This window comes from Phyllobacterium sp. SYP-B3895, assembly GCF_009647635.1.
Classification (GTDB): Bacteria; Pseudomonadota; Alphaproteobacteria; order Rhizobiales; family Rhizobiaceae; genus Phyllobacterium; species Phyllobacterium pellucidum.
In genome coordinates, this window is the sequence record NZ_WJIG01000002.1 from 951,232 (window position 1) to 968,670 (window position 17,439).

At 58.8% G+C, this 17,439-nt stretch carries 18 protein-coding genes; 4 read left to right on the top strand and 14 right to left on the bottom strand.

The genetic code is table 11. The features are described from left to right. Positions 1 to 51: 51 nt before the first annotated feature. Positions 52 to 699 carry a hypothetical protein gene (locus tag GF108_RS11045; RefSeq protein ID WP_153667978.1) on the top strand — a complete coding sequence of 216 codons (648 nt, stop codon included), beginning with the start codon at positions 52 to 54 and terminating at the stop codon, positions 697 to 699. Here GF108_RS11045 and GF108_RS11050 read toward each other — a convergent pair. From GF108_RS11050 to GF108_RS11075, 6 genes are all read right to left on the bottom strand, one after another. Continuing rightward, entirely contained in the window at positions 696 to 1,979 is a 1,284-nt protein-coding gene (locus GF108_RS11050; RefSeq protein WP_153667979.1) for a cystathionine gamma-synthase family protein, read from the bottom strand. The two genes, GF108_RS11045 and GF108_RS11050, sit on opposite strands and share 4 nt — an antisense overlap. A gap of 96 nt (positions 1,980 to 2,075) precedes the next feature. Continuing rightward, positions 2,076 to 3,179, bottom strand: a complete 1,104-nt coding sequence (gene ribB / locus GF108_RS11055; RefSeq protein ID WP_027230086.1) for a 3,4-dihydroxy-2-butanone-4-phosphate synthase — start codon at positions 3,177 to 3,179, stop codon at positions 2,076 to 2,078. A 12-nt stretch (positions 3,180 to 3,191) separates the two neighbouring features. Further along, the gene (aroC, locus tag GF108_RS11060) at positions 3,192 to 4,286 is read right to left on the bottom strand and encodes a chorismate synthase (RefSeq protein ID WP_153667980.1); all 1,095 of its coding nucleotides are present in this window, start codon (positions 4,284 to 4,286) and stop codon (positions 3,192 to 3,194) included. A 155-nt stretch (positions 4,287 to 4,441) separates the two neighbouring features. Then, a complete protein-coding gene (locus GF108_RS11065; RefSeq protein WP_172982615.1) occupies positions 4,442 to 5,416 on the bottom strand; it encodes a tripartite tricarboxylate transporter substrate binding protein in 975 nt (324 codons plus the stop codon). A gap of 207 nt (positions 5,417 to 5,623) precedes the next feature. Beyond that, the gene (locus GF108_RS11070; RefSeq protein ID WP_246663910.1) at positions 5,624 to 5,950 is read right to left on the bottom strand and encodes a DNA-binding transcriptional regulator; all 327 of its coding nucleotides are present in this window, start codon (positions 5,948 to 5,950) and stop codon (positions 5,624 to 5,626) included. Continuing rightward, positions 5,928 to 6,266, bottom strand: a complete 339-nt coding sequence (locus tag GF108_RS11075; RefSeq protein ID WP_153667982.1) for a type II toxin-antitoxin system RelE/ParE family toxin — start codon at positions 6,264 to 6,266, stop codon at positions 5,928 to 5,930. The genes GF108_RS11070 and GF108_RS11075 overlap by 23 nt, the downstream gene beginning before the upstream one ends. Positions 6,267 to 6,530: 264 nt before the next feature. On the opposite strand from GF108_RS11075, the gene GF108_RS11080 reads away from it, so the two are divergent. Then, complete coding sequence (locus tag GF108_RS11080) at positions 6,531 to 6,785, top strand: DUF1344 domain-containing protein (RefSeq protein ID WP_027230091.1); 255 nt, start codon at positions 6,531 to 6,533, stop codon at positions 6,783 to 6,785. Between the two features lie 6 nt (positions 6,786 to 6,791). On the opposite strand, the gene GF108_RS11085 is transcribed toward GF108_RS11080, so the two are convergent. The 5 genes from GF108_RS11085 to GF108_RS11105 form a co-directional block, all read right to left on the bottom strand. After that, complete coding sequence (locus GF108_RS11085; protein WP_244506729.1) at positions 6,792 to 7,394, bottom strand: histidine phosphatase family protein; 603 nt, start codon at positions 7,392 to 7,394, stop codon at positions 6,792 to 6,794. Positions 7,395 to 7,396: 2 nt separating this feature from the next. Next, entirely contained in the window at positions 7,397 to 8,215 is an 819-nt protein-coding gene (gene fabI / locus GF108_RS11090; RefSeq protein WP_153667983.1) for an enoyl-ACP reductase FabI, read from the bottom strand. A gap of 91 nt (positions 8,216 to 8,306) precedes the next feature. Beyond that, positions 8,307 to 9,242, bottom strand: coding sequence for a DnaJ C-terminal domain-containing protein (locus tag GF108_RS11095; protein WP_153667984.1), 936 nt, complete (start codon positions 9,240 to 9,242; stop codon positions 8,307 to 8,309). Between the two features lie 124 nt (positions 9,243 to 9,366). Next, positions 9,367 to 9,717: an RT0821/Lpp0805 family surface protein gene (locus tag GF108_RS11100; protein ID WP_153667985.1), complete on the bottom strand. Its 351-nt coding sequence runs from the start codon at positions 9,715 to 9,717 to the stop codon at positions 9,367 to 9,369. A 381-nt stretch (positions 9,718 to 10,098) separates the two neighbouring features. Next, positions 10,099 to 11,172 (bottom strand): glycosyltransferase family 2 protein, encoded by a 1,074-nt coding sequence (locus GF108_RS11105; RefSeq protein ID WP_153667986.1) that lies wholly within the window; start codon positions 11,170 to 11,172, stop codon positions 10,099 to 10,101. Positions 11,173 to 11,473: 301 nt separating this feature from the next. Here GF108_RS11105 and pdxH point away from each other — a divergent pair, with 301 nt between their 5' ends. Next, positions 11,474 to 12,082 (top strand): pyridoxamine 5'-phosphate oxidase, encoded by a 609-nt coding sequence (gene pdxH, locus GF108_RS11110; protein WP_027230096.1) that lies wholly within the window; start codon positions 11,474 to 11,476, stop codon positions 12,080 to 12,082. Between the two features lie 21 nt (positions 12,083 to 12,103). Here pdxH and GF108_RS11115 read toward each other — a convergent pair whose 3' ends face one another. Both GF108_RS11115 and GF108_RS11120 read right to left on the bottom strand, forming a co-directional pair. Beyond that, positions 12,104 to 12,856: a crotonase/enoyl-CoA hydratase family protein gene (locus GF108_RS11115; protein WP_153667987.1), complete on the bottom strand. Its 753-nt coding sequence runs from the start codon at positions 12,854 to 12,856 to the stop codon at positions 12,104 to 12,106. Between the two features lie 12 nt (positions 12,857 to 12,868). Next, positions 12,869 to 14,641, bottom strand: coding sequence for an acyl-CoA dehydrogenase family protein (locus tag GF108_RS11120; RefSeq protein WP_153667988.1), 1,773 nt, complete (start codon positions 14,639 to 14,641; stop codon positions 12,869 to 12,871). A gap of 219 nt (positions 14,642 to 14,860) precedes the next feature. Here GF108_RS11120 and GF108_RS11125 point away from each other — a divergent pair, with 219 nt between their 5' ends. Next, positions 14,861 to 16,132, top strand: coding sequence for a glycoside hydrolase family 25 protein (locus GF108_RS11125; protein WP_246663912.1), 1,272 nt, complete (start codon positions 14,861 to 14,863; stop codon positions 16,130 to 16,132). On the opposite strand, the gene purD is transcribed toward GF108_RS11125, so the two are convergent. Continuing rightward, positions 16,127 to 17,410 carry a phosphoribosylamine--glycine ligase gene (gene purD, locus GF108_RS11130; protein WP_153667989.1) on the bottom strand — a complete coding sequence of 428 codons (1,284 nt, stop codon included), beginning with the start codon at positions 17,408 to 17,410 and terminating at the stop codon, positions 16,127 to 16,129. The genes GF108_RS11125 and purD overlap by 6 nt on opposite strands. Positions 17,411 to 17,439: the final 29 nt, after the last annotated feature.

The following is a 17,439-nucleotide window of genomic DNA, read 5'->3' on the forward strand; positions in this document are numbered from 1 at the left end:
TGGCGTAGCGAACGACCGTCTCATAATATCCCGACAATTGCGCGTGAACACATGACCACCATCGCTGAAGTCAAGAATTTGGTGGCGCCCCTGTTGGAGCGCCATAGTGACCTCGCGCTCGTCAATCGCAAGCTGATCATCAAGCCGGTGCGACATGTCCTGCGTTTCGTGTGCATAGATCGTCGGAGTGACCCGTTCACGTTTGCTGCCGATACAGCCGTGAACCTGTCGTTTTTGAACTTTGGCGGTTGGTCGCTGAGCGGTGGGCGAATGCTCTACATACCAGGACGGCTTTGGGATACGCGCGACCCGGTATCTCTGCAGCTTCTGCGCGATATGATCGAGTTCGAGGCGCTGCCTGAGTTGCGCGCCATCAGCACGATCGACGATTTCGTTGCACACCGCTCGAATGACCCGGAAAATTCGCGGTACTTTTTCGCAAACCTCAACTGCTTGGCTGTTATCGCCATCGTCAAAGGCGATCTCGACAAGGCGGCATCGATCCTTGAGGCGGGCTTGGCCAGTGGCAAACAGGATTGCGTGCCCAAATATTATCCCCTGCTTCTCGCCCGCGACCAGGAAGGCCTCCTTGATTTCTTCCGCAAGCAGCAACTGAACTCGATCGCGGCGCTCAAACTTGAAAGCTACTTCGAGCCAACGCCCTTCCCGGTCGAGTTGCAGGGTGCAACCGCGCGCTAGGCTTCGCTCAAGGCCTGCGCAAGATCTGCGACCAGATCGTCCGGATGCTCGATGCCGATCGACAGGCGGATAGTCGAATCAAGAACGCCGATACGCTGGCGCACATCGAAGGGCACGCCCGAATGCGTCATCGTCGCCGGGTGGCTCGCAAGTGATTCCGTGCCGCCGAGGCTCACCGCAAGCTTCAAGATCTGCAAGGCATTCAGGAACTTGAACGCCGCAGGCTGATCGCCGACAATATCGAACGAGAAGGTCGAGCCTGCGCCGGTGCATTGCGCCGCGAAGGTCTTGCCGAGCGGCGATGCCGGGTCATGATAAGGCAGGTAGTGGATTTTCTCGACCTTCGGGTGCTCGCGCAAAAAGTCGGCGATGATGGCCGCGTTGCTATTGGCCTTCTCCATTCGGATCCCAAGCGTTTCGAGCGAGCGGCCGAGCATCCAGCAGGAATGCGGATCGAGCTGGGTGCCGATCGCGCCGCGCAGTGCCTTGACCTGTTTCATAACGGCCTTGGAGCCGAGGGCCGCGCCCGCGATCAGATCGGAATGGCCTCCGACATATTTGGTCAGGGAATAGAGCGAAATATCGGCGCCATGCTCGATGGGGCGCTGGAACACTGGGCCGAGCAATGTGTTGTCGCAGGCGATCACGGGCCGATGGCCTTGCGTCTCGGCAATTGCGTCGGCAACCCGGCGGATCATCGCCACGTCAACAAGGCTGTTCGTCGGATTGGCTGGCGTTTCGATCAAAATCACGGAGACCCGCCCGCGCTTCATCGCGTCCTCGGCGGCAGCTTGAACGGTTGTCTCGTTCACACCGTCGGCAAAGCCGACTGCCGCCACGCCCATGTTGAGGAAGGTCTTCGCAAGCAGCGTTTCCGTGCCGCCGTAAAGCGGCTGCGAATGAAGGATTGCATCGCCGGGACGGACGAAGGCGAGAAGTGTCGTTGCGATGGCCGACATGCCGGACGAGAACAGGGCACAGCTTTCCGTACGCTCGTAAACGGCAAGCCTGTCCTCGACGATTTCGCTGTTCGGATGGTTGAAGCGCGAATAGACGAGCCCGGCGCCGGTGCCCTCCGGCGGCTCGCGCCGCCCCGAGACGAAATCGAAGAAATCCCGCCCCTCCTCCGCCGATTTGAACACGAAGGTCGAGGTGAGAAAGACTGGCGGCTTCACCGCGCCTTCGGACAATTCCGGATCATAACCGTAATTGAGCATCAGGGTTTCAGGATGCAACTCGTGATTGCCGATGCGGGTTTTGGAGGGATGGGGCGCGGTCATAACAGTCTCCTCGCTGGTAGGCTAACCAGCGAGACTATAGCAGATGGGAAGATCGTTCCTTGCGAATTTGCCCGGCTAATCGCAAGAATTTGAAGGTTAGAGGATGTCCGTCTTCGTGATCTGGATGCCGAAGCCTTCGAGGCCGACATAGTGGCGCTCGCGCGAGGATAGAAGCCGGATCGAGGTGATGCCAAGATCTTTAAGGATCTGCGCGCCAAGACCGATCTGCCGCCATTCCTCCTCCCGGACCTTCGCTTCGGCGTGGGCCTCGCGGTCCTGGAGGGTGGCACGATTGCGGTCGTCGTCACGGCCGACGCCGACGGAGCCTTCGCGCAGATAAACGATGACGCCGCGCTTTTCTTCGGCAATGCGCTTCATGATACTGTCGAGCGTGTTGCGCGCGCCGAATACATCGCTCAAGACGTCCTCGCGCTGCAGGCGTACCGGCACATCCTCGCCGTCGCGAATATCGCCATAGACGATAGCCGCGTGGTGCATCGGCTCCCATGGCAAGGCATAGGTAATGGCCCTCGCCTTGCCGGCGCAGGTGTCGATATCATATTCGCCGATGCGCTCGATCAAGGTTTCCTTGCGCTGGCGATAGGCGATGAGGTCGGCCACCGTTACCTGATGCAGATTGTTCGTCTCGGCAAAGGCCGCGACCTGGGGGCCGCGCATCACCGAGCCATCGTCATTGACGAGTTCGCAGATGACGCCGACTGGCGGAAGCCCGGCAAGCTTGCACAGGTCCACGGCAGCTTCGGTATGTCCGGAGCGCATGAGGACGCCACCTTCGCGCGCGACAAGCGGGAAAATATGTCCGGGCCGGACAAAATCCGCCGCGCCCGCGTTGGGGTTGGCGAGATTGCGGACGGTGAGCGTGCGATCATCGGCGGAAATGCCGGTGGTGGTGCCATGCTTGTAATCCACCGTCACGGTGAACGCCGTTGCATGCGGTGCGTCGTTCTCGGCGACCATCGGCGCGAGATTGAGACGCCGCGCGTGGTCGCGGGGCATGGGCGTACAAACGATGCCCGAGGTGTGGCGGACGATGAACGCCATCTTTTCCGGCGTGCAATGCACGGCCGCGACGATCAGATCGCCCTCGTTCTCGCGTCCGTCATCATCCATCACGACGACAATTTCGCCGCGTTCGAAGGCGCGCAGAGCATCGACGACCCGTTTTTGATTGTAAGCCATGAAAGCGCCCCCCTAAATGCGGCCGGTCTGGCCGCGATGCCTCAAATAATGATCCGCGATGGCGCATGCCACCATAGCTTCGCCGATCGGTACAGCACGGATGCCGACGCAAGGGTCGTGCCTCCCCTTGGTCATCACATCCACCTGCTGGCCATCGGCATCGATGCTGCGGCGCGGGGTCAGGATCGACGAGGTCGGCTTGACGGCAAAGCGGGCAACGACCGGCGCGCCGCTTGAAATTCCGCCCAGTATACCGCCGGCATGATTGGAGAGGAATATGGGTTTGCCGTCATTGCCCATGCGCATCTCATCGGCATTCTCCTCGCCGCTGAGCCTGGCCGACTCGAAACCGTCGCCGATTTCAACGCCCTTCACGGCGTTGATCGACATGAGGTAGCTGGCGATATCCTGATCGAGTTTGGCATAGACGGGCGCGCCAAGACCTGCAGGCACATTCTCAGCGACAACCTCGATGACCGCACCGATCGACGAACCCGCCTTGCGGATGCCGTCGAGATAGGCGGCAAAGGTTTCGACCGAGCCGGCATCGGGTGTAAAGAACGGATTGTTGTCGACTTCGGCCCAGTCCCAGCGAGCGCGGTCGATCGAATGGATTCCCATTGCGACCAGCGCGCCGCGCACCACGAGACCCGGCACGACCTTGCGCGCAATGGCGCCGGCAGCGACGCGCGCAGCGGTCTCGCGGGCCGAGGAGCGACCACCGCCGCGATAGTCGCGAATGCCATACTTCACATCGTAGGTATAATCGGCGTGGCCGGGGCGATACTGGCGGGCGATATCGCCATAATCCTTGGAGCGCTGGTCGGTATTCTCGATCATCATCGAGATCGGCGTTCCCGTCGAGATCATGGTGACGCCGTCATCCTGCAGCATCACGCCCGAGAGGACCTTGACCTGGTCAGGCTCGCGCCGCTGCGTCGTGTACTTCGACTGGCCGGGCTTGCGCTTGTCCAAATAGGCCTGGATTTCGGCCTCCGTGAAGGAAATACCCGGCGGACAGCCGTCGACCACGCAGCCGAGCGCTATGCCGTGGCTTTCGCCCCAGGTGGTGACACGAAAAAGATGACCGAACGTATTGTGCGACATGTGGGTTACCCGCCTTTGGGAGGCGTTTTATGAGTGTTTCCTCCCGTGGTCAAACCCGTCGCTGCTAAATTCTCAATGCGGTGCGGATCCTTGTGCTCGCGCGATTGATTCCGCCGGCGACGGATGCGCCGCCGACGAAAGATCTCGGCAACAGATCAGTCCAAAGTCACGCCTGTGCTTTTGACGATGGGCTCCCATTTGGCGATTTCCGCCTTCACATGGTCGGCAAGCGCTTCCGGCGTCGAGCCGACGATCTGCGCGCTGAAATCGTTCATGCGCGTGATCAGCTCGGGATTGGTGAGCGCGGTATTGGCAGCCTTGTTGAGGCTGGCGACAATCTCAGGCGGAGTGCCCGCAGGCGCAAACAGCGCGTTCCAGGTATAGGTCTCGTAGCCAGGCACGGTCTCGGCCACCGTCGGCATATCCGGGAAGGAAGGCGCACGCTCCTTCGTCGTGACGCCGAGACCCTTGAGGGACTTCGCCTTTATATGGGCCGAGGAAGAGGGCAGATTGTCGAACATGATCGAAACCTGATTGCCGAGAAGGTCGTTCAGGGCCGGGCCCGCGCCCTTATACGGAATATGCTCCATCTTCACGCCGGCCATGCTCTTGAAGAGTTCACCGGACAGATGCAGCGGCGTGCCGTTCCCGGATGAAGCATAGGAGTACTTGTCGGGATTGGCCTTCAACAGATCAATGAGTTCCTTGACATTGTTGACCGGCAGTTGCGGATTGACCACGAGCACGTTGGGAACAACGACAAGAAGCGAGACTGGCGCGAAATCCGTCACCGGATCATAGGGCTTTGTCTTCAGCATGAGCGGGTTGAGCGCGTGGGTCGCGACGGTTCCCATCAGGATCGTATAGCCATCCGGATCTGCCTTGGCGACGCGAGCCGCACCGAGATTGCCACCGGCACCGCCGACATTCTCGACGATCACCTGCTGCCCGAGCGATTTCGACATATTGGCTGCGACCAGACGGGCAACGAGATCGGTGGACCCGCCGGCGGCAAAAGGCACCACCAATGTAATGGCCCGCTCCGGAAATGTCTCGGCAGCGGCAGGCAATACCGATGCAACTAGTGAACCCGCGGCAAGTCCAAGAACAGTGCGTCTGTTAAACCCCATGAATATCTCCTCCATAATCTCGGTTGATTCAATGCATATCGTAATCATCAAAACATAACGGCGCGCAGGGATTACGCAATAAGACTTATGGCGGTATGAAGGACTTAACAAAGTGCGGCGAAGGTGTCGTGTGCAAGGCCGTCAAATCAGGCCGGCCCGCCGCGGTGACCAAAATCGCGAGAGCTATCGAAAACCAGGAGCTCTAGCTTATGCCGTTTCCGGATGGAGGGCGCGTTCGGCGGCTTGCGGCTCACGCTCGATGATTGTCAACAGCGCCCTGGCCGTCAGGTCAGGCTTTCGCCTCCCCTGCTCCCAGTTGTTCATCGTTGAAGCAGGAACGCCGAATCGTCGCTCAAATTCCTTGGTCGACTTCGCCGTCTTTTTGCGGATGGCCTTCACCCGTTCAGGCGGCATTGGATCGATGTTTACCGTCTCCAGAGCAAGTTTACCCCGCTTCCACTCCACGGCCTCGCGCAATCCCTTGATGAGCGCATCACCGAACGCCGTGTGCTCATTCATTTTCTTGCTGACCATCTTCCAACTCCTCAACGAAGGTTTTGATTGCCTTCTTCTGATTATTTGACAAATCCTCCTGATCGGCCTTTGCATAAGCGAAAATCATCAACGCAATGTCCTTCGCAACCATCAGGTAGTAGATCACACGGCCGCCGCCCTTCTTGCCTTTCCCCGCCATGCCGAAACGAATTTTTCTTATGCCACCAAGTCCGGGGATGACATCCCCGGCAAGCGGATTGCTGGCAATCTCTTGTTCAAGCGCTTCGATTTCCTGTTTCGACGCCTTCAGTTTCTTCAGAGCTTTCTTGTAAAGCGTCGTTCGAACGATCTGCATGGCCGAATTATGGCGTCAATGGCGTAATTTTTCAAGCTAATATTACGCCATTGGCGTATTTCCAACTCTTCGTAGGATATGCAGGCTGCATTCCAGGACAATGCACCTATAAGAATTCTTCACGGAATTGCCGAGTATCGCAAGCGTCGGGTGGACGGTTCTGATTTCAACAAATCTACCGCAGATTCGCAATTCTTTTGCCACAAATCATCGCTCTAAGTGTGCGCGTCGCCCGACCACCTATTTGATAAAGAGGATTCGAAAATGCGCTTCTTTGTAGCAACATTCATGTTTATTGCCTCCCTGCTCCCGGTCGGTGCGCTTGCGGACGATGCACAAGGGACAATCACCAAGATCGACGAGGACAATTCGACGATCACGCTCGACGACGGCAAGGTCTATAAATTGCCGGGCGAGTTCGATCTCAGCGTCATCGAGAAGGGCATGAAGGTCACGTTGATGTTCGACGTCGTCAACAAGGAACGCTTCATCACCGATATCGAAGAAACCCAGGAATAATTTGGGCTAAAGCCAGGTAAGCTTGCCGTGCTCAAGGCGCAGGATGTGATCCTGCGTAATGGCGAGGTTGGCCGCGTCGTGGCCATCCAACCCGTTGATCATCTGGAAAATGGTGCGAAGACAGCCGCCATGCGTAACGCACACGGTCGGCCCCTTTACCTCGGACAGCCAACTCGCCACGCGGATGCCAAGCATCGCATAGCTCTCGGCTGTTGGACCGGGCGGCACGAAGGTCCACTTGTTGCGCGCACGTTCCTCGACGAGTTCCGGCGTCTTCCTGGCGATGTCCTCGATCATATAGCCCTGCCAGTCGCCGAAGCTGACTTCCATCAGGCGCGGATCGGTATGGTAGGCAGCCGGATCGACACCCATTCGGGTGCGGATGCGCTCCATGGTCTCGCGCGTGCGGCGTAGCGGGCTCGCAACGAAATCGAATCCTGCGCCATCGCCGATGAGCGACTTGATCAGATCGCCGTTGCGGTCGGCCTGAGCGCGGCCGCGCGCATTGATATCGATATCTTCCTGCCCCTGGATTCGCTCCGTCACGTTCCAGTCCGTCTCGCCGTGACGCGAGAAATAAATCAGCGTGTCGGGCGGGATCACTGCGATGCTCAATCTTTCACGACGGAAATATCCGGTGCGTCCACCGCTTTCATGCCGACGACGTGATAGCCGCTGTCGACGTGATGCACTTCACCGGTGACCGAGCGGGAAAGGTCGGAAAGGAAGTAGAGACCGGCGTCGCCCACTTCCTCAATGGTGACCGTGCGGCGCAGCGGCGCATTGTACTCGTTCCACTTGAGAATATAGCGGAAATCGCCGATGCCTGACGCAGCAAGCGTCTTGATCGGACCGGCGGAAATGGCGTTGACGCGAATATTGTCGGGGCCGAGATCCACGGCGAGATATTTGACGCTCGCCTCGAGCGCGGCCTTAGCAACACCCATGACGTTATAGTTGGGCATCACTTTTTCGGCGCCGTAATAGGTAAGCGTCAGGATGGAGCCGCCATCTGTCATCAGCTTTTCTGCCCGCTTGGCAACTGCCGTCAACGAATAGACCGAGATCAGCATGGTCTTGCTGAAATTGGCTTCGGACGTATCGACATAACGGCCGGTCAACTCGTCCTTGTCGGAAAACCCGATGGCGTGCACGAGGAAATCGAGCTTGCCCCATTTCTCTTCGAGAGCTGCAAAACAGGCATCGATGGTCGCGGCATCGCCGACATCGCAATGGCCGCAGAGAAAAGCGCCGAGTTCCTCCGCAAGCGGCTCGACACGCTTCTTCAAAGCGTCGCCCTGATATGTGAATGCGAGTTCGGCGCCGGCATCATGAGCCGCCTTGGCAATGCCCCAGGCGATGGACCTGTTATTGGCCACGCCCATAATCAGGCCCCGTTTACCCTGCATCAAACCGGTTTTGGCGGTCATATACCAACCCTTCATGAGACTTATGATCGATGTGCGGTATCGCACAGCCCGCGCCGGGCTTCAAGCATGCTCTCAATGTCGTTTTGGTTTTTCAGTTGCCGGATTCGCGCAGGAACGCTTCGAGCGCCGGATCGCGATTTTCGGGCAGCATGATGCGAACATGAACGAAGAGATCGCCATGTCCGTCGCCCTTTTTCGGCAAACCCTTGCCCTTCAGCCGCAAAACGCGGTCGGAGCTCGTCCAGGGCGCGACTTTTACCGCCACGCGGCCATTTAAAGTATCAACTTCCTGGCGTGATCCGAGAACGGCATCGCGCAGCGATACCGGTAGTTCGACATGGATGTCCCGCCCATCGACACGGAACTCAGGGTGCGGCTTGAAACGGATCGTCACCAGAGCATCGCCCGCGGTGCCGCCCAATACTTCCTCGCCCTGCCCCTTGAGCCGAATCGTCTGGCCGTTCTCGACGCCGGTCGGCAATTTGATCGCAAGTCGCTTGCCGTTCGGAAAAATCGCCTCGACCTTCTCGGCGCCTGCGGCCTGCTCGAGCGTAATATCGATCGTTGCCTGGAGATCGGCGCCCTTGCGCGGTCCAGCGCGGCGCGCGCCGCCGAAGCCGGCGCCACCCATGCCGGCGCCCTCGCCGAAGAGGCTGCTCAATATGTCTTCCGCGCCGAAGCCGGAATTGCCGGCCGTGCTCGAACGGAATTCGAAACCGCCCGGCCGATGGCGCGCACCGCCGAAACCGGCGAAAGGATCGCCCTCGCCGCCACCAAAACCTTCAAAACCATGCGGAGCGCGCTGCTTGCCTTCCGCGTCAATCTCGCCGCGATCGAACTGGCCCCGGCGCTCCTTGTCGCCGACGATTTCATAGGCCTGGTTGATCTCGGAGAAATTTGCCTGCGCCTTCGGATCATCCTGATTCTGGTCGGGATGGTATTTCTTGGCGAGCTTGCGAAACGCCGATTTTATTTCTTCTGGCTTCGCCGTCTTGGCGACGCCCAACACGCTATAGGGATCGCGCATGTGTCTGCCTTTCCTCGCATGAGCGAGATGTCTTGTGATTCCGCAGCTATATGCTCATGAATAGGAAGAAATTCCAGAGATTTGATGCAAAAAACTACGAAAACAGATCAGAGCTTGCAACCGCTTACATAGGGCCGAACGATTTCAACGTCCACTGGCCGCCATTTTGCATGCACGTCTCGCCCTTATAGAGCATGACCCCGTCGAAGGACTCGCGCGATGTCTGGAATTCGCGGCAAAGCTCTGTCTCGTTCTTCTTTTCAGCAATAGCGGTGATGGTGCCCTGGCTGCCCGTTTCCGGGTTGGACCACGGCACGGGTTTTTTGCCCCACTGGGTGAAATTAAGCGCGGAGACGATATTGCGGACGGTCGTCTGGTCGGACGATCCTTTCGCATCGACGGCTTGCGCCGGAGCGACCGAACCGGTCACCGCTGTCTGGTCCGGAACCGCCTTCTCGATACTGAAACCCTTCATGGCACAGCCCTGGAGCAAGCCAAAGACGACGATCACCGCGGAGCCTTTAAAGAGCCCGCCTGCACGCCGCTTATCTGCACGGAATTGCTTGCTACCGGATCGTGGAAACGCCAAAAACATGCCTTTCTCTAACAGGGTCAATTCGAAATGACTATGGGACTATGGATTAAATGAAGTTAACAACGGATTACCCACCCATCGAACGTTATCAAATCGTTAGCTTTCGGGTATCCAAGTCAGCTTTGAAAGACGTGCCGGTTTTCTGTGGAAAGCTTTTTTGGAAAGCGGGAGAGAAGCATCACCTGGACGCGAACCGTGGCAGGCGGGCACCAACCTCAGTTGCGAGGAGCAACCCACGAAACGAGGTGTCAGAAACGCCCCTCATATTCCATCGAGCAGGAACTGAAACGTGCTGGCGAATCCCATGAACGCAGCCATGATCATCCATAGCTCCCTCATAAAGCCAAGCCCGATGAGTTGGCCAGGTCCCTCGTACCCGGCAGAGTATTGGACATCATGCAATTGAAGTTCGGGCGTTTCTGCAAGGACTTTGGCGATAAGCTGATATTCCGCAGCATTGGAGAAGTATTGGCAGTCGTTGATGGCTGTGTCGACTTTCTGCTTAAGATCAGAGAAGAATTTGAAGTGCAGCAGAACACCGTATATCGGGCCGAAATTGCGTTTGAACGGCCTGGGCTTGTGTATTCCGCGAGACAACGAACTCTCACTATCCCAGTAGGTAAGCGGGTATTTTATCAGTTGGTTCGACAAGCCGAACTTCCTGCCTCGTAAACCGCCCTTTATCGACCATCCCGAACTCGCCTGTCCGATAACATACCCGGTGGCATCAAACTGGTTTGCAATCTCCCAAGGCGGAACATCATCGGAAAGGTTCGCGCATGAATGCTCGCCCGGATACAAGTCGATCATCGGGGCGGCCATTCTAAAATGTTGCTGGATGGAAAGATGTGCAGCAACGTCGGTAATCGGTCGCTGGTAGCAGTCCTGATAAACAAGATACTCATCTACATCCAGATTGAGGTACCACCGGTTCTGACCATAGTGGTTGAAGATCCATTCCCTCCACAGGATCGAGCGTTGAGCGTCCGCGTATCTAACCGTCGACCGCCAGAGGTCGACGTCATTCTGGGCGGTTAGATATTCGACGGTTCCATCACAGGATTGGTCGTCAATAACGATAAAACGCGCGACCCCGAGCTTTCTGTAATGCGTCAGAAACGAGCCTAGAAATTTCCTTTCATTTCTGACTGGCACCACAACTGCAATGTCACCGTCCGTATATTTTGACGTCGCTGTCGCGATCTGATGCATTCCGAGTTGGCTTGACAGCAGAGGAGCAGCCTTTCGCTCTTTGAGCCATGTGCGGATAGCCGCCAGAAAACCACGGTGCCGAAGTCCGATGGAATTTCGCGAAGGATAGCGTGTGTTGTTCAACGAGGCGTCCTCAACTCCAGGATTTTGTGCGGGCGGTTCACGCAATACTTGCGGCGCCACACTCAATAAATGTAACCGATTCGAAAATGTTTCATAAATAGACCGAGGAATCGGTTCATTAACGTCCCGTCGCAGACCTCAAGCGCGCTCACGTGCCATCTTATTTAGCTGGAAGCCAGGTGCCGCTTGCCATGCAGGGCATGGAGAAGGTAACAAAATTAGAAGACTCTAACCGGAGTTGAGGATACGCCGTCAAGCGACCTCGGCACCGTCTTCGAAACCTATGGAATGATCAAGACCCATGACATCAACAGATGACTTCACTGAGAATTCCGAGCCATTCGCCCTCTTCGCGGAATGGCTGGGGGATGCCACCAAAACCGAGCCCAACGATCCGAACGCTGTCGCGCTTGCGACCGTCGATGCGGACGGCCTGCCGGACGTGCGCATGGTTCTCTTAAAAGGGTTCGATACACAAGGCTTTGTTTTTTATACGAATTTTGAAAGCCGGAAGGGCGAGGAAATCCTCGGATCGATGAAGGCTGCCATGTGCTTCCACTGGAAGTCACTGCGCCGGCAGGTGCGTGTACGCGGCCCGGTCGAAATCGTCAGCAAGGAAGAGGCCGACGCATATTATGCCACGCGGCCGCGTGGCAGCCGCATCGGCGCATGGGCATCTAAGCAGTCGCGACCGCTCGAAAGCCGGTTTGCGCTGGAAAAGGCCGTGGCAGAATATACGGCCCGCTACGCGATCGGCGAGATCCCGCGTCCCGACCATTGGTCAGGTTTCCGGATTCGCCCGACATCCATTGAATTCTGGCACGACCGGCCATTCCGCCTGCACGACCGCGTGGTCTTCAGCCGCGACGAGCCAGCCGGTGACTGGAACAAGACGCGGCTCTATCCCTAAGCTGCGTTCAGGATCTCGGCTCTAGCCTTTCTTGCGGCTGAGGAAGGCCATGAACGCCGCCCGCGCCTCGTCCGACTGAAGGCGCTCGGCAAAGAGCTTGGCCTCGAGATGGATACGGTCGATGGTTTCCTGCCGCGGCATCCGCAACAGATCACGGGCAATCTGCATCGCCTGCGGCGGCTTGGCGGCGATTTCGGTCGCCGCCTTCAACACGGTCGCCTCAAGTTCGTCTGTCTCCACCAACCGGTAGATCAGCCCGGCTTCCTTCGCCTCGACCGCGTTCAGGCCATCACCCATGGCGAGAAAGGCAAAGGCGCGTTGCTGACCCATCAGAGCCGGTCCGAGCAGGCTCGATGCCGCTTCCGGGACGAGGCCGAGATCGACAAACGGCGTCTTGAAATAGGACTGTGGTGTCGCGAAGCTCAAGTCGCAATGAAGCTGCAGCGTCGATCCAACCCCGATGGCGAGGCCGTCTACGCCCGCGAGCAGCGGCTTTTTCGCATTGGCGACCGCTACGAGAAAGTCGATGACCTCCGTGCCCATTTGGCCGGTGGTGGCGAAGGCCATGAAGTCCTGCAGGTCGTTACCGGAGGAAAATGCGCCCGGCACGCCGAAAAAGACATTGGCGCGGATGTCCGGATCGCTGTCGCTGTCGATGATTGCCTTGGACATCGCCGCATACATTGTACGTGTCAGTGCGTTCTTCTTGTCCGGTCGATTCATGCGAATGACTTTAACCGCGCCGTGGCGCTCGATCTGTATATGCTCCGACATATTGGTCCCCTGTTAGGAAAGCGCCGTGCGCGCGGCGAGAAGGCTGGCGGCGCCATGGATAACGCGGTCCTTTAGCGCCGCCGTTTCGGCGAGAAGATTTTCGGCGAAGAATCGTGCAAGTGCCGAGCGCCCGGCATTGTTGCCGCCGAGCGCCCCCTTGGCGAGATAGGCCGCGCCCGCGGCAAGACCGAAGAGCCGCAGGAAAGGCGTCGCCCCCGCAAAGGCGTCGCTGACTCTGCCCTCGGCGATTGCCGCCTGCAGCCAGGAACCCGCTTCGGCAAGATCGTCGAGGCCACCAAACAGGCGCTTACCGGTCTCGCCAAACTCGATGCTGTTCGAAGCGTTGACGGCTTCGGCGATTTCTCGCAGCTCTGCGATATAGCCGGCGAAATGCTGGCCGCCGGCAAGCGACAGCTTGCGCTGGACAAGGTCGATGGCCTGAATGGCGTTGGTGCCTTCATAGATCGGCGCAATGCGGGCATCACGCAGCAGCTGTGCGGCGCCCGTCTCCTCGATATAGCCCATGCCGCCATGAACCTGGATACCGATTGACGCAACGTCCACGCCTATATCGGTCGAGAAAGCCTTGGCGACGGGGGTCAAGAGATTGGCCCGATCCGACCAAAACCGCGCCTCATCGCCTTCGCCGGTCTTGGCCATGTCGATGGCATGGGCACAGGCATAGGCGATTGCGCGCGCGGCACCGGTCAGGCCCTTCATCGTCAATAGATTGCGCTGGACATCGGGGTGCTCGATGATCGGACTCATGCCTTCGCCCTTCCAGCCGGGTGCCCGCATCTGCCGGCGGTCCTCGGCATAGGCAAGCGCTTTCTGATAGGCGGTCTCGGCAACAGCGACCCCCTGTATCCCGACGGCAAGGCGGGCGTTGTTCATCATGGTGAACATGCAGGCGAGACCGCGGTTTTCCTCACCGATCAGCCAGCCGACCGCGCCCGGCTCGCGACCCTTGGCAAATCCGTTCCCGTAGATCATCGTGCAGGTGGGCGAGCCGTGGATGCCCATCTTGTGCTCGACGCCGCCGCAGAAAACATCATTGCGGGCGCCGAGCGAACCGTCTTTGTTCACAAGGATTTTCGGCACGAGAAACAGCGAGATACCTTTCGTTCCCTGCGGGGCGTCGGGAAGCCGGGCGAGGACGAGATGGACGATGTTGTCGGTCAGGTCGTGCTCGCCATAGGTAATGAAAATCTTGCTGCCGAAAATGCGATAGGTGCCATCCTCGGCGCGTTCGGCGCGCGTGCGCAATGCGCCGACATCGGAGCCGGCCTGCGGCTCCGTAAGGTTCATCGTGCCCATCCATTCGCCGGAAACGAGCTTCGGCAGATAAAGCTGCCTAAGATCGTCGGCCGCATGCGCTTCCAGGGCCTCGATGGCGCCAAGGGTCAGCGTCGGGCCGATCCCGAAGGCCATGGAGCCCGAGTTCCACATCTCGAATGTTGCAATCGCAAGCATCATCGGCAGGCCCTGCCCGCCGAACTCTTCGGGGCCGGTCAAGGCGTTCCAGCCGCCGGCGATCCACTCGCGATAGACTTCCTTCCAGCCGGGCGGGGTCGTCACTTCGCCATCTTTGAGCGGCGTGCCGTGCTTGTCGCCGACTTCAAGCAGGGGCGCAACGCGCGTCGAGGCAAAACGTCCGGCCTCTTCGACAATGGCATCGACAAGGTCGCCCGAAAGGTCGCCGAAGCGGCCCTGTTCCAACGCGGCGTCAAGACCGGCGGTCACTCTGAGCGTGTGGATGATTTCCTCGACGGGCGCGCGGTACATGTCACGTCTCCTCATGCGTGATGGCAGCGGGCGCACATTGCAACCGCATCGGGGCGCAAGCAAGCGTATTTTTACGTAAACGTAAGATATTTGGAGAAGCGCTTTCGCTTCTTCATGGCGCAGCGGGTGCAAAATCGGTGACTAACCAAATATTAACCGCGATGCGGCGACCATCCTTGGTTAGTATGGGTTTGATCGCACCGTGTGAAGGATTTCCGTTTGACGATCCGCGTGCCCAGATTTGCCATTGCAACGGTCCTTGCGGCCTTGTTTCTCGGCGACCCGGCGCAGGCGGCATCCGAATTCACCACCCCATGGTCGAACAAGGCGCGCGCCATCGTTCTCGACGGCTACGAGCATAATTCCTTCAATCTCGTTGAAATCGCCAAGGACCCCAGGATTGCGGCGTTCATCCACAAGGGATCGGACGGCCTGCCGGCAAACTACCAGTGCAAGCGCATTGCCGATGCGATGCAGCAGGAGTTGTGCAAGCGCATATGGCGCAATTATGCAGTCTCACGCGAGCTTTACCAGACACGCCGGATTCTGGCGAAGGCGCTGGGGTTAAAATGGGGCGCTTATCATCTCGCGCGCCCGGGCAATCCCATCGAACAGGCCAACCATTTCGTCGATTATGCCGAACCGAGCGACGACGAACTCGTCGCTATCGATATCGAAGAGAACGATCCGTCGAAGTTCATGTCGCTGCAGGATGCGGAGATTTTCGCCGAGCACATCAAGTTCAGGATCGGGCGCTATCCGGTCCTTTATACGAATGGCACGACCGCACGTTACATCGCCGACCATCGCCTGGAGCTTCCGATCCTGTCGCGCCTGCAGCTCTGGTACGCGCGCTACGAAAGCGATATCGCGCCGCATTTTCCCAAAGGCAACTGGCGCGATTACGCCCTTTGGCAATTTACCTCGCCGAGCAACTGCAACAAGCAGAAGTGCCCCTACCGCCCGGCCGGAACCAACCGCGACATCGACGTCAACATCACAGATATGACCGTGGCGCAGTTGCGGCGGGCGTGGCCGTTCGGCGAACTGGTCGATGCGATACCGCCTGACGACCTGCCGACGCCGGGCAATCGCCCTTCGCCGCGGGACGATATATTGATGGCAGCGGCACAGCCGCCGCTTATTGATTACCGTCGCCTGAAGGAAATGACAGTAACGTTGCACGCCGCCGCAGCGAACTTTCTTGCCGAAGCCTCGACACTGCTTGAAAGGAATGACCCGCGCACAGGCAAGGTCGACCAGTCGATAACAGCTTCGATCTCGCTGAAGTTGGATACCGACGAAAGGCTGAATGGCCTTTCGGCACGCAAGGCGACCGTGGAGCAGTTGTGGACCAGTCTACGCGAAGCCTCCGAGCCGGCGGCGCCCGACCAGCGCGTCGTGGTAACCCATTACTGCTTCAAATACTTCGTGCCTAAGTCCAGGCAAACGGTGGAAGGGCAGCTTGCTGCGCTCGATCCCTTTCTATAGGGCGGTCTTCTCGCGCTCTATGGCGCGCCAGCCGATGTCGCGCCTGTAGAAACCCTCGGGCCAATCTATCTTGGCAATGGCAGCGTAGGCTGCGGCCTGAGCCTCCGCCACGGTACGGCCGCTTGCGGTAACGTTCAGTACGCGCCCGCCATTGGCGACGAGTTCGCCGTCTTTCTCTACCGTCCCGGCATGAAATATCTCGACGCAACCGTCGGCGGCAGCCGAATCGAGCCCCCTTATGACGCTGCCCTTTTCAGGCGCTGCCGGATAGCCCCGGGCGGCCATGACGACGGTCAATGCAGGTTCATCGTTCCAGCGCACCGAAACCTGCTCGAGCATGCCGTCGGCAGCGGCCTTGAGCAGCAGCAGCAGATCGTCCTTCAGGCGTAGCATCAGAACCTGGGTTTCCGGATCGCCGAACCGGGTGTTGTACTCGATCAGCTTCGGCCCGTCCTTCGTGATCATCAGGCCCGCGAAGAGGATGCCGCTGAACGGCGCGCCGATTTCCGCCATGCCGCGCATGGTCGGCTCGATCAGTTCGCGCATCGTCCGGTCGATCATCGCCTGCGGCATAACCGGGGCGGGCGAATAAGCGCCCATGCCGCCGGTGTTGACGCCTGTATCGCGTTCGCCGACGCGCTTGTGATCCTGGGCAGCGCCGAATGGAAGCGCGGTCTTTCCGTCACAAAGGCAGAAGAAGCTTGCCTCCTCGCCATCGAGATATTCCTCCACCACGACCTCGGCGCCCGCGCCGCCAAAGGCCCCGGAAAAACAGGCTTCAACAGCGTCGAGCGCTTCCTGCAACTCGAATGCCACCACCACGCCCTTGCCGGCGGCGAGCCCATCGGCCTTGACGACGATCGGCACGCCCTGTTGCCGGACATAAGCCTTGGCGGCATCGGCTTGCGTGAAACGCTGGTAGGCGCCGGTCGGAATATCGAAACGGGCGCAAAGGTCTTTGGTGAAGCCCTTCGAGCCTTCAAGCCGAGCCGCAGCCTTGGTTGGACCGAAAACCAGAATGCCGGCGGCGCGAAGCTCGTCGGCTATGCCGGCAACCAAAGGCGCTTCGGGTCCGACCACGACGAAATCAATGGCGTTTTCCTTGCAGAAAGCGACGATCTGCGCATGGTTGGCGGGGTCGAGCGCGACGCACTCCCCGATCTTGGCGATGCCGGGATTGCCCGGCGCGCAATAGAGCCTCGTCAATACCGGCGATGCCGCGATCTTCCAAGCCAGCGCGTGTTCCCGGCCACCGGACCCAATAAGCAGGACTTTCATCGACATCGTGCTCCGCATGTTTACGAGTT